The sequence below is a fragment of the Mesobacillus subterraneus genome (genome assembly GCF_023715485.1).
GTDB classification, from domain to species: Bacteria; Bacillota; Bacilli; order Bacillales; family Cytobacillaceae; genus Mesobacillus; species Mesobacillus subterraneus_B.
The window spans coordinates 1-23,830 of sequence record NZ_JAMBOF010000028.1 but is presented as its reverse complement, the minus strand read 5'-3'; the positions used below and the strand labels follow the sequence as shown (position 1 = coordinate 23,830).

General features: G+C 44.0%; 17 protein-coding genes, 21 tRNA genes and 1 rRNA gene. 36 read left to right on the top strand and 3 right to left on the bottom strand.

From position 1 onward, the window contains the following. The first annotated feature begins 20 nt into the window (after positions 1-20). From rrf to M3204_RS22800, 27 genes are all read left to right on the top strand, one after another. Positions 21-136, top strand: a 5S ribosomal RNA gene (rrf, locus tag M3204_RS22930). A 10-nt stretch (positions 137-146) separates the two neighbouring features. Further along, a tRNA-Val gene (locus M3204_RS22925) sits at positions 147-222 on the top strand. A gap of 37 nt (positions 223-259) precedes the next feature. Then, positions 260-332, top strand: a tRNA-Thr gene (locus tag M3204_RS22920). Positions 333-342: 10 nt separating this feature from the next. Beyond that, positions 343-418 (top strand) — tRNA-Lys (locus M3204_RS22915). 39 nt (positions 419-457) lie between these two features. After that, a tRNA-Leu gene (locus tag M3204_RS22910) sits at positions 458-542 on the top strand. Positions 543-572: 30 nt separating this feature from the next. Then, positions 573-647 (top strand) — tRNA-Gly (locus tag M3204_RS22905). Positions 648-658: 11 nt separating this feature from the next. Then, positions 659-747: transfer RNA gene (locus tag M3204_RS22900), tRNA-Leu, on the top strand. A gap of 28 nt (positions 748-775) precedes the next feature. Beyond that, positions 776-852 (top strand) — tRNA-Arg (locus M3204_RS22895). Positions 853-868: 16 nt separating this feature from the next. Next, positions 869-945: transfer RNA gene (locus tag M3204_RS22890), tRNA-Pro, on the top strand. Between the two features lie 17 nt (positions 946-962). Continuing rightward, positions 963-1,038: transfer RNA gene (locus M3204_RS22885), tRNA-Ala, on the top strand. A gap of 22 nt (positions 1,039-1,060) precedes the next feature. Continuing rightward, positions 1,061-1,137, top strand: a tRNA-Met gene (locus M3204_RS22880). Between the two features lie 42 nt (positions 1,138-1,179). After that, positions 1,180-1,256: transfer RNA gene (locus M3204_RS22875), tRNA-Ile, on the top strand. An 18-nt stretch (positions 1,257-1,274) separates the two neighbouring features. Then, positions 1,275-1,367 (top strand) — tRNA-Ser (locus tag M3204_RS22870). Between the two features lie 162 nt (positions 1,368-1,529). Further along, positions 1,530-1,603 (top strand) — tRNA-Met (locus M3204_RS22865). A 3-nt stretch (positions 1,604-1,606) separates the two neighbouring features. Next, a tRNA-Asp gene (locus tag M3204_RS22860) sits at positions 1,607-1,682 on the top strand. Positions 1,683-1,688: 6 nt separating this feature from the next. Then, positions 1,689-1,761, top strand: a tRNA-Phe gene (locus M3204_RS22855). Positions 1,762-1,798: 37 nt separating this feature from the next. Next, a tRNA-His gene (locus M3204_RS22850) sits at positions 1,799-1,874 on the top strand. A gap of 17 nt (positions 1,875-1,891) precedes the next feature. Beyond that, positions 1,892-1,965, top strand: a tRNA-Gly gene (locus tag M3204_RS22845). Between the two features lie 3 nt (positions 1,966-1,968). Continuing rightward, a tRNA-Ile gene (locus M3204_RS22840) sits at positions 1,969-2,042 on the top strand. 13 nt (positions 2,043-2,055) lie between these two features. Beyond that, a tRNA-Asn gene (locus M3204_RS22835) sits at positions 2,056-2,130 on the top strand. A 4-nt stretch (positions 2,131-2,134) separates the two neighbouring features. Next, positions 2,135-2,225 (top strand) — tRNA-Ser (locus M3204_RS22830). Positions 2,226-2,228: 3 nt separating this feature from the next. Further along, positions 2,229-2,300: transfer RNA gene (locus tag M3204_RS22825), tRNA-Glu, on the top strand. A gap of 597 nt (positions 2,301-2,897) precedes the next feature. Then, entirely contained in the window at positions 2,898-4,856 is a 1,959-nt protein-coding gene (gene glgB / locus M3204_RS22820) for a 1,4-alpha-glucan branching protein GlgB (RefSeq protein ID WP_251488696.1), read from the top strand. Beyond that, positions 4,774-5,922: a glucose-1-phosphate adenylyltransferase gene (locus M3204_RS22815; RefSeq protein WP_285857135.1), complete on the top strand. Its 1,149-nt coding sequence runs from the start codon at positions 4,774-4,776 to the stop codon at positions 5,920-5,922. The genes glgB and M3204_RS22815 overlap by 83 nt, the downstream gene beginning before the upstream one ends. Positions 5,923-5,945: 23 nt before the next feature. Continuing rightward, positions 5,946-6,974: a sugar phosphate nucleotidyltransferase gene (locus M3204_RS22810; protein ID WP_251488693.1), complete on the top strand. Its 1,029-nt coding sequence runs from the start codon at positions 5,946-5,948 to the stop codon at positions 6,972-6,974. Continuing rightward, positions 6,971-8,422, top strand: coding sequence for a glycogen synthase GlgA (gene glgA / locus M3204_RS22805; RefSeq protein ID WP_251488690.1), 1,452 nt, complete (start codon positions 6,971-6,973; stop codon positions 8,420-8,422). Before M3204_RS22810 ends, glgA begins: the two co-directional genes overlap by 4 nt. Further along, complete coding sequence (locus M3204_RS22800; protein WP_251488686.1) at positions 8,412-10,814, top strand: glycogen/starch/alpha-glucan phosphorylase; 2,403 nt, start codon at positions 8,412-8,414, stop codon at positions 10,812-10,814. The genes glgA and M3204_RS22800 overlap by 11 nt, the downstream gene beginning before the upstream one ends. Before the next feature lie 45 nt (positions 10,815-10,859). Here the strand turns inward: M3204_RS22800 and M3204_RS22795 are convergent, their stop codons facing one another. Further along, a complete protein-coding gene (locus M3204_RS22795; RefSeq protein WP_251488683.1) occupies positions 10,860-11,729 on the bottom strand; it encodes an EamA family transporter in 870 nt (289 codons plus the stop codon). A gap of 110 nt (positions 11,730-11,839) precedes the next feature. On the opposite strand from M3204_RS22795, the gene M3204_RS22790 reads away from it, so the two are divergent. The 3 genes from M3204_RS22790 to M3204_RS22780 all read left to right on the top strand — a co-directional run bounded on the left by M3204_RS22790 (position 11,840) and on the right by M3204_RS22780 (position 13,798). After that, positions 11,840-12,751 (top strand): cupin domain-containing protein, encoded by a 912-nt coding sequence (locus tag M3204_RS22790; protein ID WP_251488680.1) that lies wholly within the window; start codon positions 11,840-11,842, stop codon positions 12,749-12,751. Between the two features lie 126 nt (positions 12,752-12,877). Further along, positions 12,878-13,321, top strand: a complete 444-nt coding sequence (locus M3204_RS22785) for a DUF2243 domain-containing protein (RefSeq protein ID WP_251488677.1) — start codon at positions 12,878-12,880, stop codon at positions 13,319-13,321. A gap of 15 nt (positions 13,322-13,336) precedes the next feature. Further along, complete coding sequence (locus tag M3204_RS22780) at positions 13,337-13,798, top strand: hypothetical protein (protein ID WP_251488674.1); 462 nt, start codon at positions 13,337-13,339, stop codon at positions 13,796-13,798. 175 nt (positions 13,799-13,973) lie between these two features. Here M3204_RS22780 and M3204_RS22775 read toward each other — a convergent pair whose 3' ends face one another. Both M3204_RS22775 and M3204_RS22770 read right to left on the bottom strand, forming a co-directional pair. Then, the gene (locus tag M3204_RS22775) at positions 13,974-14,750 is read right to left on the bottom strand and encodes a TraR/DksA C4-type zinc finger protein (RefSeq protein ID WP_251488671.1); all 777 of its coding nucleotides are present in this window, start codon (positions 14,748-14,750) and stop codon (positions 13,974-13,976) included. A 104-nt stretch (positions 14,751-14,854) separates the two neighbouring features. Continuing rightward, positions 14,855-15,784, bottom strand: a complete 930-nt coding sequence (locus tag M3204_RS22770; RefSeq protein WP_251488668.1) for a 1,4-dihydroxy-2-naphthoate polyprenyltransferase — start codon at positions 15,782-15,784, stop codon at positions 14,855-14,857. A 330-nt stretch (positions 15,785-16,114) separates the two neighbouring features. On the opposite strand from M3204_RS22770, the gene M3204_RS22765 reads away from it, so the two are divergent. The 6 genes from M3204_RS22765 (at position 16,115) to menC (ending at position 23,584) form a co-directional block, all read left to right on the top strand. Next, positions 16,115-17,518, top strand: a complete 1,404-nt coding sequence (locus tag M3204_RS22765) for an isochorismate synthase (RefSeq protein WP_251488666.1) — start codon at positions 16,115-16,117, stop codon at positions 17,516-17,518. Continuing rightward, a complete protein-coding gene (gene menD, locus M3204_RS22760; RefSeq protein WP_251488663.1) occupies positions 17,518-19,269 on the top strand; it encodes a 2-succinyl-5-enolpyruvyl-6-hydroxy-3-cyclohexene-1-carboxylic-acid synthase in 1,752 nt (583 codons plus the stop codon). Before M3204_RS22765 ends, menD begins: the two co-directional genes overlap by 1 nt. Then, positions 19,266-20,075 (top strand): 2-succinyl-6-hydroxy-2,4-cyclohexadiene-1-carboxylate synthase, encoded by an 810-nt coding sequence (gene menH, locus M3204_RS22755; RefSeq protein ID WP_251488660.1) that lies wholly within the window; start codon positions 19,266-19,268, stop codon positions 20,073-20,075. The genes menD and menH overlap by 4 nt, the downstream gene beginning before the upstream one ends. Positions 20,076-20,090: 15 nt before the next feature. Further along, entirely contained in the window at positions 20,091-20,909 is an 819-nt protein-coding gene (gene menB, locus M3204_RS22750; RefSeq protein WP_251488656.1) for a 1,4-dihydroxy-2-naphthoyl-CoA synthase, read from the top strand. 85 nt (positions 20,910-20,994) lie between these two features. Beyond that, positions 20,995-22,488, top strand: coding sequence for an o-succinylbenzoate--CoA ligase (locus tag M3204_RS22745; RefSeq protein ID WP_251488653.1), 1,494 nt, complete (start codon positions 20,995-20,997; stop codon positions 22,486-22,488). Then, on the top strand, positions 22,478-23,584 hold the full coding sequence (menC, locus tag M3204_RS22740; protein WP_251488650.1) for an o-succinylbenzoate synthase: 1,107 nt from the start codon (positions 22,478-22,480) through the stop codon (positions 23,582-23,584). The genes M3204_RS22745 and menC overlap by 11 nt, the downstream gene beginning before the upstream one ends. Positions 23,585-23,830: the final 246 nt, after the last annotated feature.

Sequence of the window (23,830 nt, the reverse complement as noted above, 5' to 3'; positions counted from 1 at the left end):
GATATTGTCTTTAAAAAATGTCTGGTGACGATAGCGAGAAGGTCACACCCGTTCCCATACCGAACACGGAAGTTAAGCTTCTCAGCGCCGATGGTAGTTGGGGGTTTCCCCCTGTGAGAGTAGGACGTCGCCGGGCAGTTTTAAATGGAGGATTAGCTCAGCTGGGAGAGCATCTGCCTTACAAGCAGAGGGTCGGCGGTTCGATCCCGTCATCCTCCACCAAGATTTTTTCACTAAGTGAAAAAATTCTATATTTAATGCCGGTGTAGCTCAATTGGTAGAGCAACTGACTTGTAATCAGTAGGTTGGGGGTTCAAGTCCTCTCGCCGGCACCTTTTGTACGAGCCATTAGCTCAGTCGGTAGAGCATCTGACTTTTAATCAGAGGGTCGAAGGTTCGAGTCCTTCATGGCTCACCAAAGTTTTTTGCACTAGCAAAATGACTTTCAATATAATATGCGGGTGTGGCGGAATTGGCAGACGCACCAGACTTAGGATCTGGCGCCGCAAGGCGTGGGGGTTCGACTCCCTTCACCCGCACCATTTTTTCTTCAGTAAAATAATTTAAAAGTTGCGGAAGTAGTTCAGTGGTAGAATACAACCTTGCCAAGGTTGGGGTCGCGGGTTCGAATCCCGTCTTCCGCTCCAAAAGTTCTTAAGCCGGGGTGGCGGAACTGGCAGACGCACAGGACTTAAAATCCTGCGGTAGGTGACTACCGTACCGGTTCGATTCCGGTCCTCGGCACCACTTTCAGTTTCAACAGGATTTAAAATATGCGCCCGTAGCTCAATTGGATAGAGCGTCTGACTACGGATCAGAAGGTTATGGGTTCGACTCCTTTCGGGCGCGCCATATATTTTCTCTATATCGGGGAGTAGCTCAGCTTGGTAGAGCACTTGGTTTGGGACCAAGGGGTCGCAGGTTCGAATCCTGTCTTCCCGACCATGCTACCAATATCATATGGGGCCTTAGCTCAGCTGGGAGAGCGCCTGCCTTGCACGCAGGAGGTCAGCGGTTCGATCCCGCTAGGCTCCACCATATGTTTTCAAATTAATATTTTGGCGGTGTAGCTCAGCTGGCTAGAGCGTACGGTTCATACCCGTAAGGTCGGGGGTTCGATCCCCTCCGCCGCTACCAATTTTAAAATCGGGTTGAACCTATTCAATCTTGGCTAAACATGGACCTTTAGCTCAGCTGGTTAGAGCAGACGGCTCATAACCGTCCGGTCGTAGGTTCGAGTCCTACAAGGTCCACCATTGCACTTGTTTTTACACGGAGGTATACCCAAGTCCGGCTGAAGGGATCGGTCTTGAAAACCGACAGGCGGGTAACACCGCGCGGGGGTTCGAATCCCTCTACCTCCTCCATAATTTCATTAACATTTTTATTGTCGCGGAGTGGAGCAATGAACGTTACTTCACTACATGAACCGTGAGGTACCGATCGAGCAGCAGCTTAAATAAGCTTACGGAGATCGGGACAGTCCATGCTCACTAAGAGCATAAACAAAATAATATGATTAATATTGTCGCGGGGTGGAGCAGCTCGGTAGCTCGTCGGGCTCATAACCCGAAGGTCGCAGGTTCAAATCCTGCCCCCGCAATCTGGTCCCGTGGTGTAGCGGTTAACATGCCTGCCTGTCACGCAGGAGATCGCCGGTTCGATCCCGGTCGGGACCGCCAGTTTGTGGCTCAGTAGCTCAGTCGGTAGAGCAAAGGACTGAAAATCCTTGTGTCGGCGGTTCGATTCCGTCCTGAGCCACCTTTAATTATTTAAACTAATTTATTTTTGGAATATGGCGGTTGTGGCGAAGTGGTTAACGCACCTGATTGTGGTTCAGGCATTCGTGGGTTCGATTCCCATCAGTCGCCCCATTTTTTTTTATTATTTAGCGGGTGTAGTTTAGTGGTAAAACCTCAGCCTTCCAAGCTGATGATGAGAGTTCGATTCTCTTCACCCGCTCCATAAGGGCCTATAGCTCAGCTGGTTAGAGCGCACGCCTGATAAGCGTGAGGTCGATGGTTCGAGTCCATTTAGGCCCATTTTTTTTATTATTCCGCAGTAGCTCAGTGGTAGAGCACTCGGCTGTTAACCGAGCGGTCGTAGGTTCGAATCCTACCTGCGGAGCCAATATGGGGAAGTACTCAAGAGGCTGAAGAGGCGCCCCTGCTAAGGGTGTAGGTCGGGTAACCGGCGCGAGGGTTCAAATCCCTCCTTCTCCGCCATAAGGCCCCTTGGTCAAGCGGTTAAGACACCGCCCTTTCACGGCGGTAACACGGGTTCGAATCCCGTAGGGGTCATAAGAAAAGCTGTTAGCATTTATGCTAACAGTTTTTTTTATGTTTAAGGAGATCCTGGCTTCAAGCAGACAGTTATAATAAATCTCTTTCTCAAACTAAGTGTAAGTTTAAATAAAGGAACATTAGGGTAAATGATATGAGGTTACGTTTTGTTAGATCATTGAAAACCTCTATTAAATAAAAAAACGTTACCTAGTGATTTGTTGTACCTGTTTTTTGTGTTATTGTATTTCTTTGGATTTATTTATCTTTAGAAAAGCATCTAGGTAAGTTTACTCATTTACAAATGAAAACGCTATCAATTGAATAATACTTTACCGCTATTCATTGCCTTCAGATATAATAAAACCAATCCTCCAACCTAAAAAAACATTATTCATTTTTTAATTTCCATCAACTTTTCTTCACCAAATTTCGCATAAATGGAAGATTTAGTACATTAAAGCGCTACCAATTGTCGACAATTGTCGTTATTCGTATTTTTTTAAGAATAATTGTCGAAATATTAAAAAAACGTTTACAAGGATTTAAGAATGGTAACTAGAATACTACTAAAAAAGGGATTATTTAAGTTTTACAAAGGCAGGTGGAAATGAATTGGTTATCAATCCGACAGAGTTTGAATTACATCTTTTTCATGAAGGCACTTTGTACCAGAGCTACAATTTATTTGGTGCGCATGTCATTAAAAACGGAACAGATACATATACTCGATTTTGTGTGTGGGCTCCTAACGCGTCCGCTGTGAGCCTGGTTGGGAATTTCAATCAGTGGGATGGAAATGGATATGAATTTCATAAAGTAAATAATGAAGGTGTCTGGCAGCTTGCCCTTGATCGTGATTTGACAGGTGCTGTTTATAAGTATGAAATCACAACGGCTGCTGGTGAGAGAAAATTGAAGGCGGATCCATATGGATTTTATTCTGAACATCGCCCTAATACGGCATCAGTTGTTCAACCACTTGACGGCTATGAATGGAATGATCAAAAGTGGCTGCAAAAACGGGAAAAGAAAAGCAGCCTTGGTGAGCCCATGTTTATATACGAGCTTCATGTGGGGTCCTGGAAAAAGCACGAAGATGATTCCTTTTTTACATACCGTGAGCTCGCTGATGAGCTGATTCCTTATGTACTTTCGCATGGGTACACACATATTGAATTATTGCCGCTGACCGAGCATCCGCTCGACATCTCATGGGGCTACCAATCTACCGGTTATTTTTCAGTGACCAGCAGGTATGGGACACCGCATGATTTTATGTATTTAGTGGATATGTGCCATCAAAACGGGATCGGTGTCATCCTTGATTGGATCCCTGGCCATTTTTGCAAGGATGCGCATGGCTTGTATCAGTTTGATGGCAGCTATGTATTTGAATACCCATATGAGAACGATCGGGAGAATCGGGTGTGGGGCACTGCCAATTTCGACTTGGGAAAAACAGAGGTTCAAAGCTTTTTAATTTCCAGCGCTCTTTTTTGGCTTGAGAAATACCATATCGATGGTTTTAGAGTTGACGCAGTAGCTAATATCATATTCTGGCCTAACTCAATCCAGTCAGCGAACCCTCATGGAGTCGAATTTCTTAAGAAGCTGAACAAAGCTGTAAAAGAATATGAGCCTGGTGTCTTGATGATTGCTGAGGATTCTACTGATTGGCCACAGGTGACTGCTCCTGTGGAGTACGGAGGCCTTGGTTTTACATACAAGTGGAACATGGGATGGATGAATGACACTTTGAAGTATATGGAGGCAGATTCAGATAAAAGGAAGCATATACATGATAAAGTTACGTTTTCCTTGCTTTATGCCTTTTCAGAGAACTTTGTCCTGCCTTTTTCACATGATGAAGTCGTCCATGGTAAAAAATCGCTTCTAGATAAAATGCCCGGCGACTACTGGCAAAAGTTCGCGCAGCTGCGGTTATTGTTGGGGTTCATGGCAGCCCATCCCGGCAAAAAACTGACTTTCATGGGAACGGAATACGGGCAGTTCTCTGAATGGAAGGATAAAGAGCAGCTTGATTGGCATCTGCTTGGTTATGACATGCACCAGAAGATGGACGATTATACGAAGGAAGTTGTCAAACTGTATAAACGTTCAAAACCGTTATATGAAGTCGACCAAAGCTATGAAGGATTTGAGTGGATCGACGCTGATAACAGAGAACAGTCGATCTTTTCGTTTATTCGCAAAGGGAAAAATCCTGAAGAGCTTCTCGTAATCGTCTGCAATTTTACAGAGAAGGTCTACAGCAATTATCGGATTGGCGTGCCAAAGCCGGGTGAGTATCGGGAAATTTTAAACAGTGATGCTCAAGTCTTTGGCGGATCAGGTGTGATCAATAAAAAAGTGATTGAAGCTAAAGAAGTAGCCTTCCATGGAAGGCCATATTCTATAGAGATGAACATTTCTCCATTCGGAATTTCGATTTTACGTCCTGTTAATAAAAGAAAGGGGAGAAACAATCATGCAAAAGAAGAAATGCGTAGCAATGCTGTTGGCAGGAGGAAAAGGAAGCCGCCTGCACTCATTGACCAAGAACCTCGCTAAGCCTGCTGTTCCTTTTGGCGGCAAATACCGGATTATTGATTTCCCTCTGAGCAACTGTACCAATTCAGGCATATATACTGTTGGGGTCCTGACGCAGTATCAGCCGCTCGTGTTGAATTCCTATATTGGAATCGGAAGCGCCTGGGACCTCGACAGGAAGGATGGAGGGGTTACAGTGCTTCCGCCTTATGCGGAAACCTCAGAGGTAAAATGGTACTCAGGAACCGCCAGTGCCATTTATCAGAACTTGAACTACCTTTATCAATATGATCCTGAATATGTGCTGATCCTTTCAGGCGACCATATTTATAAAATGAATTATGAGCTGATGCTTAATTACCATATCGAAAAAGAAGCTGATGCAACGATTTCAGTTATACAGGTTCCATGGGAAGAAACAAACCGATTTGGCATCATGAACACCGATTCGGATTTAAGGATTACTGAATTTGAAGAAAAACCAGAAGATGCGAAAAATAATCTCGCTTCAATGGGGATTTATATTTTTAAATGGAGCGTTTTAAGGGAATATCTGATAAGGGATGAACAAAATCCTGATTCCAGCCATGATTTTGGCAAGGATATTATTCCTCTATTGATTAAAGAAGATAAAATGCTATTTGCTTATCCTTTTAAAGGCTATTGGAAGGATGTTGGGACTGTCCAAAGCCTTTGGGAGGCAAATATGGATTTGCTGGACAGGGATTGCGAATTGAACCTTTTTGATCAATCATGGCGTATTTATTCAGTGAACCCTAACCAGCCTCCTCAATATATTTGTCCAGAAGGGGAAGTGACAGAATCGCTGGTTAATGAAGGCTGCAAGATTGAAGGGGCAGTTTCCAGGACAGTTGTATTCCAGGGTGTAACGGTAAAAAAGGGTGCTGTCGTAAAGGAAACGGTCATTATGCCTGATGCTGTGATCGGCCATAACTGCCATATAGAAAAAGCGATTGTTTCCCCTGGTGTTTACGTGCCTGACGGGACAATTATCAGACCAGGCGATGACAGCAATGAAATTACACTAGTATCGGAAGAAACAATCGGGGAATTGCAGTCCAATTGAACCGACTTCGGGAGGAAAGGTAAATGAACAAAAGATTATTGGGAGTAATAGACGCGACAACCGTTCACGAAGATCTCCATGAACTGGCTCTCCATCGCTCAGCTGCTGCGATACCGTTTGGCGGACGATACCGGCTGATCGATTTTATCCTGTCAAATATGGTGAACTCAGGAATTCAGAGTGTGGCGATTTTTCCTGAATTTCAATACAGGTCACTGATGGACCACTTAGGTTCGGGCAAGAATTGGGATTTGAACCGTAAAAGGGATGGACTATTTTTCTTCCCGACATCCAATCCGGATAAACCATATCCAGGTATCGGGACGCTCGACCATTTTGCGGACAACATCGACTTTTTCGAACGCAGTACTCAGGATTTTGCGGTGATTGCGAATTCCTATACTGTTTTCAATATGGACTTCCAGCCGCTCTTGGACTGGCATATAAAGTCTGGCTGTGATATTACAGAAGTGCATAAAAACGGAGCCACGCTTGGGATTTATCTCGTTAAAAAAACACTGCTGATGGACCTGATTACGACTCGCAATGAAACAGGCTACTCGAATATGAGGGATGTTGTGACCGATATTGACAGTCAGTTCAAGCTTTGTTATTACGACTTCGAGGGATACGCCGTTATGGTGGATACCATTGCGAAGTATTTCAACGTAAGCATGGATTTGTTGAAGCCTGAAGTTTGGAAGGAACTTTTCCCTAAGGAAAGGCCAATTTTAACAAAAGTGAAGGATGAACCGCCTACCCGCTATGAAACAGAGGCTTCCGTACGAAATACTATGGTGGCGAATGGCGGCTTAATCGAGGGTACTGTGGAAAACAGCATCATTGCCAGAGGAGTTAAAATCGGTAAGGGTACTGTAATCCGCAACTGCATCATCATGCAAAAAACGCAAATTAAGGAGAATTGTATATTGGAATCTGTGATCGTCGATAAAGATGCAAGAATTGAAGCAGGAACAGTCATAACAGCGCCAGCAGAATCACCAGCTGTCATCCGCAAGGGTACGGTCCAGGGAATGAGGACTGGCTCGTGAAGGTTTTATTTGCAGTTTCGGAGTGTGTCCCATTCATCAAGTCCGGAGGCCTGGCAGATGTAGCGGGATCCCTTCCGAAGGAATTGAAAAAGCTTGGTGCGGATGTCCGGGTTATTTTACCGAAATACGGCTTGATTCCTGAAAAATTCCGCACTGAAATGAAGAAAGTGAAAGAGTATTCGGTGCAATTAGGCTGGCGCTCGCAATACTGCGGTATTGAAACTCTGGATTATGAAGGCGTCACTTTTTATTTTGTTGACAATGAATATTACTTCAAGCGGGATAGCCTTTATGGGCATTATGATGATGGTGAGCGGTTTGCTTATTTTAACAGGGCAGTCCTCGACTTTATCGCAGAAACCGAATTTTACCCAGATGTAATCCATTGCCATGATTGGCATACCGGGATGATTCCATTCTTGCTGAGGACGGAGTATTATAAAAAGCCTGGTTATGGATTGATTCGTTCTGTGTTCACGATTCATAATCTGCAATTCCAGGGTATCTTCCCGCCTGCAGTCCTTGGTGAACTGCTTCAAATAGACAGCCGTTATTTCAATGAAGAACAGCTGGAGTTTTTCGGCAACGCAAATTTTATGAAGGCAGCTTTGATTTCAGCTGACCATATCACCACTGTAAGCCCTACCTACATGGAGGAAATCCAAACACCTTTTTATGGTGAAAAGCTTGATGGCATATTGAGAAAAAGAAGTGAGGACCTTTCAGGAATATTGAACGGCATTGATCACGATCTGTATAACCCAGAAACTTTTCCAGGGCTTGAGGCAAACTTCGGTACGGATACATTTGACAGAAGAGTTGAAAACAAGCTTCAGATTCAGCGTTCTTTTGGCCTTCCAGAAAGCGCGGGAACCCCGCTTATTGCGATGATCACGAGGCTGACGAAACAAAAGGGGCTTGATTTAGTCAGGGGAGTTTTCCATGAAATCATGGCGACGGGATCGCAGCTTGTCGTCCTGGGTACAGGCGATATAGAGTTTGAGCAATTTTTCAGGGAAATGTCAGCGCGCTATCCTGACCAGTGTGGTTCATATATTGGATTTGATGAGAATTTGGCCCAACAGGTTTATGCGGGCTCGGATCTATTCCTGATGCCCTCCCAATTTGAACCATGCGGGCTGAGCCAGATGATTGCGATGCGTTATGGCTCCGTACCTGTGGTAAGGGAAACAGGCGGACTGAATGATACGGTGCAGCCTTACAACGAGTTTAACGGGGATGGCAACGGATTTACTTTTGCCAATTTTAATGCCCATGACATGCTGTTTACGCTTGAACGGGCGCTGTCTTTTTACCATGAGCGCGAAAAATGGCTTAAGCTGGCGAAAAATGCTATGGAGACAGACTATAGTTGGGCGCAATCTGCTAAACAATACAATTCATTGTATTCCGATCTCATCTCAAGGAGTGAATCACATGTTTTCTAATGTTCCCAAATTCAAAACTGCTTTCTTGAAAAAACTCGAGATGATGTTTGGAACTAGCTTTGAAGAAAGCACGAGCCGGGAGCAGTTCCAGACTCTCGGGCATATGATCAGGGAGCATGTGAGTTCAGATTGGATCAAGACGAATGAACTTTACCGCGCAGGGGCAAAGAAGCAGGTGTATTACTTGTCCATCGAATTCCTCCTTGGCCGGCTGCTAAGGCATAACCTTATTAATTTAGGCGTCGAGAATGTGGTTTGTGAAGGACTTCATGAGCTGGGAATCGATCTGGACCAGCTTGAGGAAATCGAGGCGGATGCAGGCTTAGGGAATGGCGGCCTCGGCCGTCTTGCCGCCTGTTTTCTTGATTCGCTTGCCTCTCTTGATTTGCCTGCCCATGGCTGCGGAATTCGCTATAAGCACGGTCTATTCGAACAGAAGATTGTCGATGGCTACCAGGTGGAGCTGCCTGAGCAATGGCTGCGCCATGGCCATGTTTGGGAAGTCCGCAAGGGAGATGATGCGGTTGAAATACCTTTTTGGGGTGAAGTGGAGAGCCGGATGGAAAACGGCCGTCTCGTATTCAGGCACCTGAACGCCGAAACGATTATGGCTGTTCCGTACGATCTTCCTGTCATCGGTTACCAGACCAAGACGGTCAACACATTGAGACTGTGGAATGCGGAGCCATCAAGGTTCCCTGCGAATGCAGATATTTTTAAATATAAGAAGGATACAGAATCCGTTTCCGAGTTTTTATATCCTGATGATACACATGATGAAGGAAAAATCCTTCGCCTTAAGCAGCAATATTTCCTTGTATCTGCGAGCCTTAAGGCGATTGTGCAGTCGTTTAAAAAGAAGAATAAGAGCTTGCTAGAGTTCCATGACTATGTCAGCATCCATATCAATGATACCCATCCCGCAATTGCTGTTCCTGAGTTGATGAGGATTTTGATGGACGAGGAAGGACTAGGCTGGGAAGATGCCTGGCATATTACGGTCGAAACACTCTCTTACACAAACCATACGACACTGGCAGAGGCATTGGAAAGATGGCCAATCCGGATATTCAAGCCGCTGCTTCCGCGTATTTTTATGATCATTGAGGAAATCAATGAACGCTTCTGCAAGCAGGTTTGGGAAAGGTATCCTGGTGATTGGGGCAGGGTCGAAAATATGGCGATCATCGCTCATAGTGAGGTAAGGATGGCTCCATTAGCGATTGTCGGCAGCCACAGCATCAATGGGGTAGCAATGCTCCATACCGAGATTTTGAAAAATCGTGAAATGAACTTGTTTTATCAGTTTTATCCTGAGCGCTTTAACAATAAGACGAATGGAATCACTCACCGTCGCTGGCTGCTTAAATCAAATCCGGGATTATCCGGATTAATTACAGATTCTATAGGCCCTGAGTGGGTTTCGTCGCCTCAAAGGCTTGAAGAATTAATGCGCTTTAAAGATGATTCTGCATTCCTGGAAAAAATGCATGCTATTAAACAGAACAATAAAGAAAAGCTCGCAAAACGAATACTTGATAAAACCGGGCTGAAGGTCGATACTGAATCAATCTTTGATGTTCAGGTAAAAAGGCTTCACGCCTACAAACGGCAGCTGCTGAATGTCCTCCATATTATGCATTTATATAATGCCCTTAAAGAGGACCCGGAAGCCTTGCTATATCCGCGTACATTCATATTTGGAGCTAAAGCTTCTCCTGGATATTATTTTGCCAAAAAGGTCATCAAGTTGATTAATAGCGTTGCAGACAAAGTGAATAATGATCCTCAGACAAATGAAAAGCTTAAGGTTGTTTTCCTTGAAAATTACCGAGTATCACTTGCTGAAGATATTTTTCCTGCGGCGGACATCAGCGAACAAATATCAACAGCAAGCAAGGAAGCTTCGGGAACAGGCAATATGAAATTCATGATGAATGGCGCTTTGACGCTGGGTACGCTCGATGGTGCCAATGTGGAAATTACAGAAATGGTCGGCAGGGAGAATATCTTCCTGTTCGGTTTAACCGCAGAGGAAGTACTAGATTACCAGAATAACGGCGGTTATCATTCATTGGAGTACTATCACCATGATGAGCGGATCCGTGAAGTTGCCGATCAGCTCGTGAATGGATATTTTCCTGATACCGAGAATCATTTTACTGAGATTTACGATTCTTTGCTCGGCCACAATGACCAGTATTTTGTCCTTCGTGATTTCGCCTCTTATGCGGAAGCACATCAGGAGGTCAGCCGTAAATATCTGGACCGCAAAGCCTGGCTGCAAATGAGCTTGGTCAATATCGCGAAGTCCGGTTATTTTTCCAGTGATAGGACCATTATGGAGTATGCCGATCAGATCTGGAAGGTTAAGTCTGCGTTAAAAGTGTAAATGTTCAGGCCAAATCGAAGACGATTTGGCCTTTACTTTGCGTTTTTAGATTATGAGCAATGCTGTACCAAATGTAATCAGAATTGCTCCTGCAACCGTAGATTTTGTTGGCTTTTCTTTTAAAATGATGAAGCTTAAGATCATTGTAAGGACGACGCTGAATTTATCGATCGGATTGACGACACTCACCTTGCCAAGTGCAAGTGCTGCAAAGTAACATAACCACGAGAACCCTGTAGCTGCACCGGAGAGAATCAGGAATATATAGGATTTTCTTGAGATCTTCTTAAGTTCCTTCAAGGTTCCCTGAAAGATCACGATACCCCAGGCAAATATGATGATTACAACTGTCCTGATAAAGGTGGCAACATTAGAGTCGACATCTTCAATACCAATCTTAGCAAGGATGTTGGTCGCAGCAGCAAAGACCGCCGAAAGGACCGCTAGAAATATATATGAATTTGTGTTAAAGACCTTTTTCCCCTTACTTTTCTTCTTATCTTTTCCGATCAAAACGAATGTCCCAATTGAGATAATGACGCCTCCTGCTACGATGGATGCTGTTGCAGGCTCCCTGAGGATAATGAATGATAGCAGGATGGTTAATACGACACTGGCTTTATCAACCGGGACAACCTTAGAAACATCCCCAATCTGTATGGCTTTAAAAAAGCAAATCCATGATAATCCCGTCGTCAATCCTGAGAGGATCAGGAAAATGAGTGATTTCGATGATACTGTCATGATGTTTTCAGTTTGACCGGTTATTACAACCATGAGGAAGGCCATGATTACGACTACCACTGTCCTGACAGCAGTAGCCAGGTTCGAATCGACATCCTCGATGCCTATTTTAGCGAGAATAGCTGTGAAGGAAGCAAATAATGCAGCCAGTAAAGCTAAGATAATACTCATTGTCTATCTCCGTTTCTTATAGGTTCATACGCTTAGTTTGGAAATCTGCCAATAGATTATTCTTGAGTACGTTTCTGAGATATTGGCATATGATAACTTGGAAAAAATTTATGAAGGGAATGAGTGAATTGTATAATGTTCCTCCAATCTATCCCTATCCATTTTATGTAGACGAATCCTCTTATAGCCCAAGCTTAATGATGAGAAATCCTAACAATCAGCAAGTCCTGGGAGCTCTGCTTGATGGAATGAAAGCAGAAGCATCAGCCATCGATTTATTCAGTCGATTAGCCTACTTAGCGCCTGACCACGAGCACAGAAATGTCATTCTGCATGCTTTGGAGGACAAGAAAAAAATTTGGCGCCATTTTACCGATACGTATATCAGCCTGAGCGGAACTCAGCCGTTCTACCAGATTGATCAAGTTACATTCAATACCTATAGAGATGGCCTCGAAAAAGCATATGAAGCGGAACTGAATAATTGTGATGATTATCGGAATCATTACTTGCTGACGCAAAACACACCAATTAGCCAGCTTTTTTTCCAGGCATACAACGATGAAAAACTACATGCAGCCTGGTTTGGACATTTACGTCACGAGACAGGACCTCGCTTGGAGGACCAGGGTGGAGAACCATTCGTGATCGATATAGAAGAAGCTGCTGTGCAAAACGAAACTTTCCGTACAGCAATTTGGACAGGAAACAAACTTCAGGTAACTGTAATGAGCATCGATGCAGGGGATGACATCGGATTGGAAGTCCATGAAACAGGCGATCAATTTATCCGTGTTGAAGAAGGCGAAGCGCTTGTTCAAATGGGTGACAGCAAGGATAATCTCACTTTTGAAGCCAATGTCTCAGATGACTTTGCCATCATGATCCCTGAGGGGAAATGGCATAATGTAACCAATATTGGCGATAAAAAACTGAAAGTATATGTGATTTATGCCCCGCCTGAGCATCCATTTGGTACCGTTCATGAAACGAAAGCAGATGCAATGGCAGCTGAAGATTAGAAAGGATTGGAGAGGGTTGGCTGTCTCCAATCCTTTTTTTATGTTATCAAACAAATATCTGTATAGTTTGGACGATTTTTGGGCACTAATCGTGATAGTATGAAATCTTCGTAGAGGGTGTTTTAATTGAAAAAAGAAAACAAGAATTTATTTATCGCCGGATTGATCCTCGGTCTAGGGTTATTAGGAGCAATCGATGGCATTGTGTTCCATCAGCTGTTGCAGTGGCACCATATGATTCTCAGTCCGAATATCAAGCTTGAGATTTTTACAGATGGATTATTTACTGCTTTATTTTCGGCCAAGCTGATTTGGGGAGGCGTGAAAATTTTTCAGGACGCACGGAAAAATGAACTTGGAACAAGCTGGAGAATCTTCCTTGGAGGGATTTTCATAGGCGGTGGCTCATTCAATCTCGTTGAAGGGATTGTTGACCATCATATATTGCAAGTGCATCGCGTCAAGCCATTGGCCGAAAACCCTTTGATGTATGACCTGACATTCTTGGCAATTGGTCTTCTGCTTGTGATCATCGGTATTATGATCAAGCGGCTTGAAGCGAATGCGTGAGGGTGAGGTTAGAAAATGAAAAGGTTCAGGAGTTTTTTAATTTTTTTCATACCTTTTATAGCGTTCTTTTTCTATTTTACAAATCAAAATGAACACAATCACTCTACTGCTAATGCATCGAAAAACCACACCGACCATGGTTATGTGGAGATCCCAGAAGGATATCATGTTCCCGTGGTGAATATGAGCGTTACTCAAGACCAATCCGGCACCTGGCTTTTAAAAGTAGAAACCAATCATTTTGCCTTCGCTCCCGAGAAGGCAGGCATGAAATCACCAAGCTACAACGAAGGCCATGCTCATTTATACATTAATGGCAAAAAGATCAATCGGCTATATGGAGAATATTATAATTTAGGCACTTTACCGAAAGGAAAGAATGTAATTAAGGTAACCCTGAATTCCAACAATCATGGAGCATTGGTTTACAAAGGGCAGCCAATACAAAGCAGTATAGTTGTGGATAATCCATCATGATATAAAAGGTATCGCGAACGAAATCCAGGACTGGAGAGCGTTTAAGAAATTCAGCAGTTGGATTTTTATATAGCTTTTCAGATGGTGAGTACATAGTATTTTACCCTAAACATAAAACAGCAAATAGCCAAAAAACAGCCACGGTTCAAAAGTAAATGAACCGTGGCTGTTAACTTTATTCCGTATCCTTCTTCGTGTCCTTTTTCTCTTCTTCAATATAACTATCTCCCTCTTTATAAGGGATATCGCCAAGCTGCGATTCCATGCCTGCGTCATCAAGCATTTCTTCGTACTTTTCTTCGGTTTCACTTTGGAACACTTGTCGATCATCGCCTTCAATGTCAGTGGCGCTGAAGGACTCGTAGTCTTCAGTAAAACCTCCTTCTTTTTCATTATTAATATAGAGTTTATTGTAATCTTCATGATCGCCAGTGAGGTCAGACGGAGTTTCTGATGTACCGAATTCTGCTACATCGTTAAAGCTGTTCCTGTTATCAGTCATTTCTTCGTTCTGTCTGCGATCGAAATCGGTATTATGAGTCTGCTCAAGAACCTCTTCTTCTGCTGGCCTTTCATCTGAAAGCTTCTGTTCTTGAGCATGCTCGACGCAGTATAAGGTATACGGAACTGCTTCAAGGCGCTCAAAAAGAATTTCCTTCCCGCACTCGGCGCATTTTCCGTAAGTGCCTGCTTCAATCGCCTCCAAGGCGTTATCGATTTTTTCAATCTGTGCCTCATGATGCTCGTCCATCGCCAGGTTCTTGGTGCGCTCAAACAGCTCTGTTCCGCTGTCGGCAGGGTGGTTATCGTAGGAGGAAAGTTCTCCGGTAGCCTCACGCTGGCTGCCATTAAGATATCCCTCCTCTTCATTGCCTTCTATTTGTGAGTTAAGCATTTCTTTTTCATCTATAAGCATTTGCTTTAATTTGTTACGCTGGTCATTTGTCAGCATATTTACACATCCTTAGGTTTGATTCGTGTCATATGTACTAAATACCCGCTGACAATTTTAAGAAACATAGAAAAAGCTTCCGCCAAAGGCAGAAGCTTCTCAAGTTAAATTAATCCGATGAAAATTCCTATTGATAAAAGGAAACCAAAGATTGTGTTTGTCTGTGCAGTTGCTGCCATTGCGGGCATCATTTGGATTGGGTTTGATTTACCGATGAAACCTTTAGTCGCTTTGACCGCTTTTGGAATACTTAGTGCAACGATCGCCAGCCAAGGCGATACGATGCCTGCGAAAATCAGCGCAATCACCCATAAATACGATACGATGAACATTCCGGCTAGCAGCCTGATTGCGCCTCTGCGGCCTAGAAGGATTGCGAGTGTCCTGCGGCCAAATTCCTTGTCGCCATCAAGGTCACGGATATTGTTGGCAAGCAGGATCGCGCCGACTAGCAGAAAGCTTGGAATCGAAACAAGTATGCTAGTAGCAGTGACTGTACCGGTCTGGATGTAGAATGAAATCAGGATGATCAGTACACCCATGAAGAAACCTGCTACAAGCTCCCCGAAAGGAGTATAGGCGATTGGCAATGGACCGCCTGTGTAGAGGTAACCTGCTGCTAGTGAAACGATCCCAACTGCAGCGACCCACCAGCTTGTGCTCATGCAGATATATACGCCAAGAAGGACTGAAATTCCGTAAAGGCTGAATGCCAGCTTTAAAACTGTTTTAGGCTTGATGCCGTGACGGACTATTGCACCGCCAATCCCAACAGAATGTTCGTTATCTAAGCCGCGTTTAAAATCATAGTATTCATTGAACATATTGGTTGCGGCCTGAATCAACAAGCTCGCAATCAACATTGCGAAAAATAATCCCCAGTGGATCCCGCTGTTTTCCATTGCTAATGCAGTACCCAGAAGGACAGGTGCAAAAGCTGCTGTCAAAGTATGCGGGCGTGTAAGCTGCCACCAGACTCTCCAGTCTGAGCCATTTACTGCTGGGGAAGAACTAGGCTGTAGTTGTGGTTGCATATCTAATTCTCTCCCTTTATATGAATATACCAAACCTAAATATTTTATCTAAATGAACCAAAATTGTCAAAAAGAGCTTTAAAATATAGGCTGATTTACCTTACAATTATAAGTGTAGATATTCACATATACACTGTCAATTAGTATTTTGGTGTTTTAAAAGGTTTAAATTTCCAGCTTGAATAGGATTTAAACTGTTAAATATATAATAAGGAAAATACTAGGTGTGCAAAGCCCGCCATTATTGACATAGTGATTTATGAGGTGTATCTTAAAATAAGCTTTAAAACGTGTGATAACAGATGAGAGGCTGTTATTGGGGGGATTTTTTTGGTTGCCATTCAAGAAACGGAACTTAGGCAGGGAATTCTTGATGCGATTGAGCGGGCCAAACGACTATCTCAGTCAGTGCTGGTCAGCGAGGTCCATAAAATAGATAAAATTGATCCTTTTTATTTCTTTGCTTCGGGCAGGGAAAAGTTTTTTGGAGAACGCTTTTTCTGGAAAGATCCTGAAGGAGATTTCTTCATAGCAGGATTGGGTATATGCGGACAAATCCAGTCGGATCAGGGAGCTGACCGCTTTTTTCATGTTGAAAAAGAGTGGAAGCGCTTCACGGATCAGGCACTTATTTTTAATAAATATAGTCAAAACGGTACAGGACCAGCCATGTTCGGAGGCTTTTCTTTTGATCCGATGAAAGAGAAAACGGCATTATGGTCAAAATTCTCAGGAGCTCTATTCCATATTCCTAAGTACATGCTTAGCATCAATAAGGGTGAAGCATATTTTACGACGAATGTGGTCTGCACACAGCATGATGATCACTCCTTATTTGATAAAATGATGAAAGAACGGCAGGAGGTGCTTGTGCAAGCGCTTCGCAAACCTGCTCCTGCTCAGCTTGAGCTTAAGGATATTATCGAAATAGATCCCGAGGCCTGGAAGGAAACCGTGTCAGAAGTAGTTAACGGGTTAGAGCACAGCGATTTGAAAAAAGTTGTGCTTGCAAGGGAGCTGCGCCTTCGTTTTACAGATGTCATCCAGGCGGAAAGCGTACTGGCCAATCTTCTGAATGAGCAAAAAGATAGTTTTACATTCGCATTTGAGTCCAATGGCGACTGCTTTATCGGAGCTTCACCAGAAAGATTGGTGAAGAAGGATGGAGCTAGCCTGTTTTCGGCATGCCTCGCAGGCTCTATTGGCAGAGGAAGCACGCCTGAAGAGGATGAAAAACTAGGGAATGAATTATTGAGCGACCAGAAAAATTTAATTGAACATCAATATGTAGTCGATATGATCAAGGAAGCTATGAAGGAAACCTGTGATGAAGTTATCCTGCCAGATCAGCCTGCTTTGATGAAAATGAAGTATATCCAGCATCTATATACGCCTGTGATTGGGAAGAACCGCGAAGGAACTTCATTGCTTCATTTAGTGAACCGGCTTCATCCAACTCCTGCTCTTGGCGGACTGCCAAAACAGGCAGCAGTCGAGAAAATCAGGGAAGTGGAACAGCTTGATAGAGGATTTTATGCCGCGCCTGTTGGCTGGATGGATTATAAGGGCAATGGGGAATTCGCTGTAGCAATTCGGTCCGGATTAATCCAGGGCAGTGAAGCTTCACTGTTTGCCGGCTGTGGAATTGTGGCAGATTCAAATGCCGATAGTGAATACAAAGAAACTAGCATCAAGTTCCGGCCGATGCTTGCAGCACTTGGAGGAAAGAACTAATGACCCACCAGGAAGATTTAACAGCATATATTGCAGCATTTGTTGCCGAATTGTCCAAAACAGGAGTGAAGGATGTCGTCATCAGTCCTGGTTCAAGATCCACACCAATGGCAATGGTAATGTCTGAGCATCCAGACCTGCGTATCCACGTTCAAGTTGATGAACGCTCAGCTTCATTCTTTGCCCTCGGAATCGCGAAAGCAACAAGCAAACCTGTAGCATTGCTTTGTACTTCTGGTACGGCTGCAGCGAATTATTACCCTGCGGTTATTGAAGCTAGCATTTCCAGGGTCCCGTTGATTGTCCTTACGGCAGACCGTCCACATGAGCTGCGTGATGTTGGTGCTCCGCAGGCGATTGACCAGATCCATTTATATGGAAAAAACGTTAAGTGGTTCGTTGAAATGGCACCTCCGGAAAAAACAGAGGATATGATCCGTTATGCCCGTACAGTTTGTGCAAGGGCAACGGCGACTGCTTCAAGCTATCCGGCTGGTCCAGTCCACCTCAACTTTCCTTTCAGGGAACCATTGATTCCGATCATGGGAGAAGGTATGTTTGAGTTAGTGGATCGTGCTGGTGGTTATGTGGATATCCAGACCGGCCATTTGAGTTTGTCAGATGAAACGTTTGAAAGAATTGGCCAGGAACTTATATCATACCGAAAAGGGATCATCGTTTGCGGCCAAATTGACAGCAGCGAATTTGCTGATGAAGTGATTGCGCTCGCTGATAAACTTAAGTTCCCAATCATAGCTGACCCACTGTCGCAATTGCGAAGCGGGGCACACGATGGGCACTATATTATAGATGCATATGATGCTTTTTTAAGGAATGAAGATGCGAAGGAATCATTGAAGCCAGAAGTGATCATCCGATTTGGCGCTATGCCGGTATCCAAAGCACTGACCATTTTTATCAAAGAGAACCGGAACGCGCGCCAATTTATTGTAGACAGCGGCGCTGGCTGGAGAGAACCTTCAATGTCTGCTTCTGATATGCTTTATTGCGATGAGGCATTTTTTTGCAAGCAGGTAAAAAGTTCGGTTGAGCCAAAAAATGATTCTGCATACTTTGATAAATGGTTTGCAGTGAACAACCTGGCTAAAGACCAATTGTCTGCCGTTTCGATTGTTGAAGAGTTAAGTGAAGGAAAGCTGTTCCATCAGCTGGCTGAAATGCTGCCAGAGGGGGCGACTCTGTTTGTAGGCAATAGCATGCCGATCCGTGATCTTGATTCATTTTTCCTGTTCAATAATAAAAAAATCAAGGTGATGGCAAACAGGGGAGCGAATGGTATCGATGGTGTGGTGTCAACTGCCCTTGGGGTTGCAAGTGTGTCCCAGCCATGTTACTTAGTGCTCGGCGATCTCACCTTCTATCATGATCTTAATGGGTTACTGGCTGCTAAATTATATAACCTCGATATAAATATTTTACTAATCAACAATAATGGCGGAGGAATCTTCTCATTCCTGCCGCAAGCAAATGAACCGAAGCATTTCGAAAAGCTCTTTGGTACACCACTCGACCTTGATTTCCGCCATGTTGTCGAAATGTACAAAGGGAAATATGATCTAATTAAAGACTGGAGCCATTTTTCCACTGTTTTTGCCGAAAACCAAATAGTTGAAGGTTTAAAGGTGATGGAAATCCAGACAATAAGAGACAGAAACCTGACAGAACATCGAGATTTGTGGAAATCTGTTTCCCGGGAAATAACTACTAAGCTAAAAGGTGACATTCAATGAAAACCATAATTAACGGCGTCCGATATAATATCGAGGAGTGCGGTGATGGTTTTCCACTCGTTTTGCTACATGGTTTTACAGGCGCGGCTTCTACTTGGAAGCCGTTTTGTCCTATGTGGGGAAAACATTCGAGGCTATTGATGGTCGATCTGATCGGGCACGGTGGGACGGATTCACCTGCCGAAGCGGAACGATATGATATTATCAATGCAGCAAAGGATCTAAAAATACTTTTGAATCAATTGGGAATCCTGAAAACCGATATGCTTGGTTATTCAATGGGCGGGCGAGTAGCAATTACCTTTGCCAGCATGTATCCAGAAATGGTCAGGAAACTAGTGCTCGAAAGTACCACGCCGGGACTCAGAAATGAAACAGACAAGACAGCTCGTATCCAGCAGGACCACAATCTTGCTTCCAGAATTGAAACTGGGGGATTGGAGAAGTTCATTGAATTTTGGGAGTCGATTCCGCTTTTTCAATCACAATGGAATTTACCTTTGGATGTAAGGGAACAAATAAGGAGTCAAAGACTCCAGAATAACCCTCAAGGACTGGCGAACAGCCTGCGAGGAATGGGGACAGGAGCTCAGCCATCATGGTGGGACAAGCTTTCGAATTTCCAATTTGAAACCTTGCTGGTAACTGGGACACATGATGAAAAGTTCTGCAAAATCGCAGGAAAAATTCAATCAGAGCTTCCAAATGCCAAGCATTTGTCGATAATTGATTGTGGGCATGCAATTCATGTGGAAGAACCTGAAAAATTTGGTACAATAGTAAGTGAGTTTTTGTCGAATACATAATAGGAGGTTTTCTTGATGACAGTTGAATGGGTTTCAGAACGCAAGTATGAAGATATTCTTTATGAAACATATAATGGAATTGCGAGAATCACCATCAACCGCCCGGAAGTGCGCAATGCATTCCGTCCTAAAACGGTTATGGAACTGATTGACGCTTTTGCATATGCACGAGATGATTCCAGTGTTGGAGTTATTGTATTGACAGGTGCAGGCGATGATGCATTCTGTTCAGGCGGAGACCAGAGAGTCCGCGGACATGGCGGCTATGTGGGTGAAGACCAGATCCCTCGCTTAAATGTCCTTGACCTTCAGCGCTTGATCCGTGTTATCCCTAAGCCGGTAATCGCTCAGGTAAAAGGCTATGCAATCGGCGGCGGACATGTACTTCATGTCGTATGCGACTTGACGATTGCAGCTGACAATGCAATCTTTGGACAGACTGGACCTAAAGTAGGCAGCTTCGATGCTGGTTACGGATCAGGCTACCTTGCAAGAATCGTTGGACACAAAAAGGCTCGTGAAATCTGGTTCTTGTGCCGTCAATACAATGCTCAGGAAGCTTTGGACATGGGTCTTGTCAACACAGTTGTACCTCTTGACCAGGTTGAAGAGGAGACAATCAAGTGGTGTGAAGAAATCCTTGAAAAGAGCCCTACTGCACTTCGCTTCCTGAAAGCAGCAATGAATGCTGATACTGATGGACTTGCTGGACTTCAGCAAATGGCAGGGGACGCAACATTGCTTTACTACACAACCGAAGAAGCGAAAGAAGGCCGCGACGCGTTCAAGGAAAAGCGCAAGCCAGACTTTGGCCAGTTCCCAAGGTTCCCTTGATCATTTATTGCTTACCAAAACAGCTTGATGGATATCCATCAGGCTGTTTTCGTATAGAAAGACTTGTGAAAGAGGTGATAATAAAATGAGTGAGGGCATTCCAAATTGGCTTAAAAAAAGGGCTGATTTATCTCCTAATCAAGAAGCATTAATTTTTGAGGAAAATACATATACGTTTAAAGAGGTTTTTGATAAGGCCAAGAAGATTGCCAGCAAGCTGACAGCCCTCCAATTAGGAAGAGGTTCATCAGCAGCTGTGCTATTTACAAATCATGCAGATTCCGTATTCATCCTTTATGCTTTGCAAATGGCAGGAGTAAGGACCGTCATCCTGAATAATCGCCTTACTGCAGAGGAATTATCATGGCAGCTTAACGATTCAGATGCAGAAGTTCTGATCCATGAAGCAAGTTTTACCGATAAAACAGCATTAATCGACTATAATAAGCGAAGGGTTTGTACCGATGAGCTGGATAAAATGGACGAAGCCGATCCTATTATCCTCGAAGAATACGAACTGCAGGAAGTCACTACAATTATGTATACATCAGGAACAACAGGGAATCCGAAGGGTGTCATGCAAACTTACGGGAACCATTGGTGGAGCGCAACTGCATCTTCTCTCAATCTTGGCCTGCACGAACAGGATAAGTGGCTTTGCACTGTACCAATTTTTCATATCAGCGGCTACTCTATTTTGATGAGAAGCCAGATTTACGGTATGCCCGTTATCCTGCATCGGGGTTTTGAGGAAAAAAAGGTGATTGACGATATACGAAAGCACAAAATTACAGTTATGTCAGTCGTTAGTACGATGCTGAGGAGAATCCTGAATGTGCTGGGAACTGAAAAGCTGCCAGATACTTTCAGATGCATGCTGCTTGGCGGCGGTCCTGCGCCTCTCCCTTTGCTTGAGGATTGCTTAGAGAAAGATATTCCTGTATTCCAGACGTATGGCATGACAGAAACATCGTCACAGTTTGCGACTCTGTCGCCAGAGTACAGTATCAAGCGTCTCGGTTCAGCCGGCAAAGCATTATTTCCTAACCAAATCCGGATTGTTGATGCAGACGGGAACGAACTTCCTGCGCAAACTGAAGGGGAAATCATTGTAAAAGGTCCAAATGTTACGATTGGCTATTTGAACAGGGAAGATGAAACGGCTGATAAAATCCGCAATCAATGGCTGCATACAGGAGACATCGGCTACTTAGACAGCGATGGTTTCCTTTATGTCCTCGATCGCCGGTCTGATTTGATCATCTCCGGAGGCGAAAATATCTATCCTGCCGAAATTGAAGGCGTCTTGCTTTCACATCCAGGGGTTGCCGATGCAGGAGTAATCGGTACAGAAGATGAGCAATGGGGCCAGGTGCCAGTCGCGTTTATTGTAAAAAATGAGGCAACCGTTCTATCCGAGGAAGACCTGTTAGAGCTTTGCCAGCAAAAACTTGCCAAGTACAAGCTTCCAAAACAAATCTATTTTGTTGACAGCCTTCCAAGGAATGCAGCCAAGAAATTATTAAGACGTAAGCTGCGTGAGTGGCTAGAAGCGGAGCGTGGCAGCCATGAACATTAAGTCAGTCAAATTATCTGTCGTAAAAATGCCATTGAAGCACGCGTTTACTACCCACTTAGGATCAGTCACAGAACGGGAAGCGATTATCGTTGAAGCAGAGGACCAAAATGGAATTCTCGGACTCGGTGAAGGAGTAGCCTTCTCATCACCGTGGTATACAGAAGAGACAGTAAGGACATCCTGGCATGTACTGAAAGATTTCCTTGTTCCTCTTTTAAAGGAAAAGGGAATTTCGCATCCTGATGAAGCATTCGGATTATTCCGTTCCGTAAGAAGGAACCATATGGCAAAGGCAGCGATTGAGACAGCACTTTGGGATTTGCAGGCAAAACAGGAGGGAATCCCGTTGGCAAAGCTGATTGGCGGAACGATGGACTCGATTCCTTCAGGTATTGTCGTCGGCAATCCTGACCTTGCAGAAGCAATTAAGCAAATTGAAGGCTATCTTGATCGGGGCTATAAAAGGGTAAAAGTAAAAATCAGCCCCGAAAACGATATTCAGTATATAGGGGAGATCCGCAGGCGGTTTCCCAATTTAGCTTTAATGGCGGATGCCAATTCGGCCTACTCCTTAGAAGATGCCGACCGTCTCAAGGCGCTTGATGAATACGGTCTGCTGATGATCGAACAGCCATTGGAATATGATGATATTGTTGATCATGCGAAACTCCAGTCCCAAATTGCTACACCGATTTGCCTTGATGAGAGCATTGTTACGTTTGATGATGCCCGAAAAGCGGTCGAGCTTGGCAGCTGCAAAGTAATCAATATAAAAATTGGCCGGGTAGGCGGCATAGGTGAAGCGAAGCGGATCCATGACTTTTGCGCATCACAAAGAATTCCAGTCTGGGCCGGGGGCATGATTGAATTCGGAGTATCCAGAGCGCATAATATTGCCTTGGCTTCAATGCCCGGATTCACGATTCCCGGTGATATATCTGGTTCGGATCGCTATTGGGAAGAGGACATCATTCAACCGGAAATTAAAGTCCTTAATGGTTCGATTAAGGTGCCTGACCGTCCAGGCATTGGATTTGAATTGAACAGAAAGCGTTTGAGTGAAGTAACAATTTTTGAAGAAATAATTCATTTTTAGGACTACAGCACTGTTTAGGCAGTGTTGTTTTTTTGTGAAATGGAAAAAATCGCGGAAAATTTCCAATTCGCTATAAAAAAGTAAATTTCGCTATAAAAAATAGATTTTCGCTATAAAAAAGGTTCCGTCAAGAATTATGTGTAAGCATCCATACTCCATGAGTTATATTTGGAGGGGTAGTCAGGCAGCCGAGGCTGCCTGACTACCCCTTTTTGGCCATTGTATATCGTTGTTCAAACATTTTTA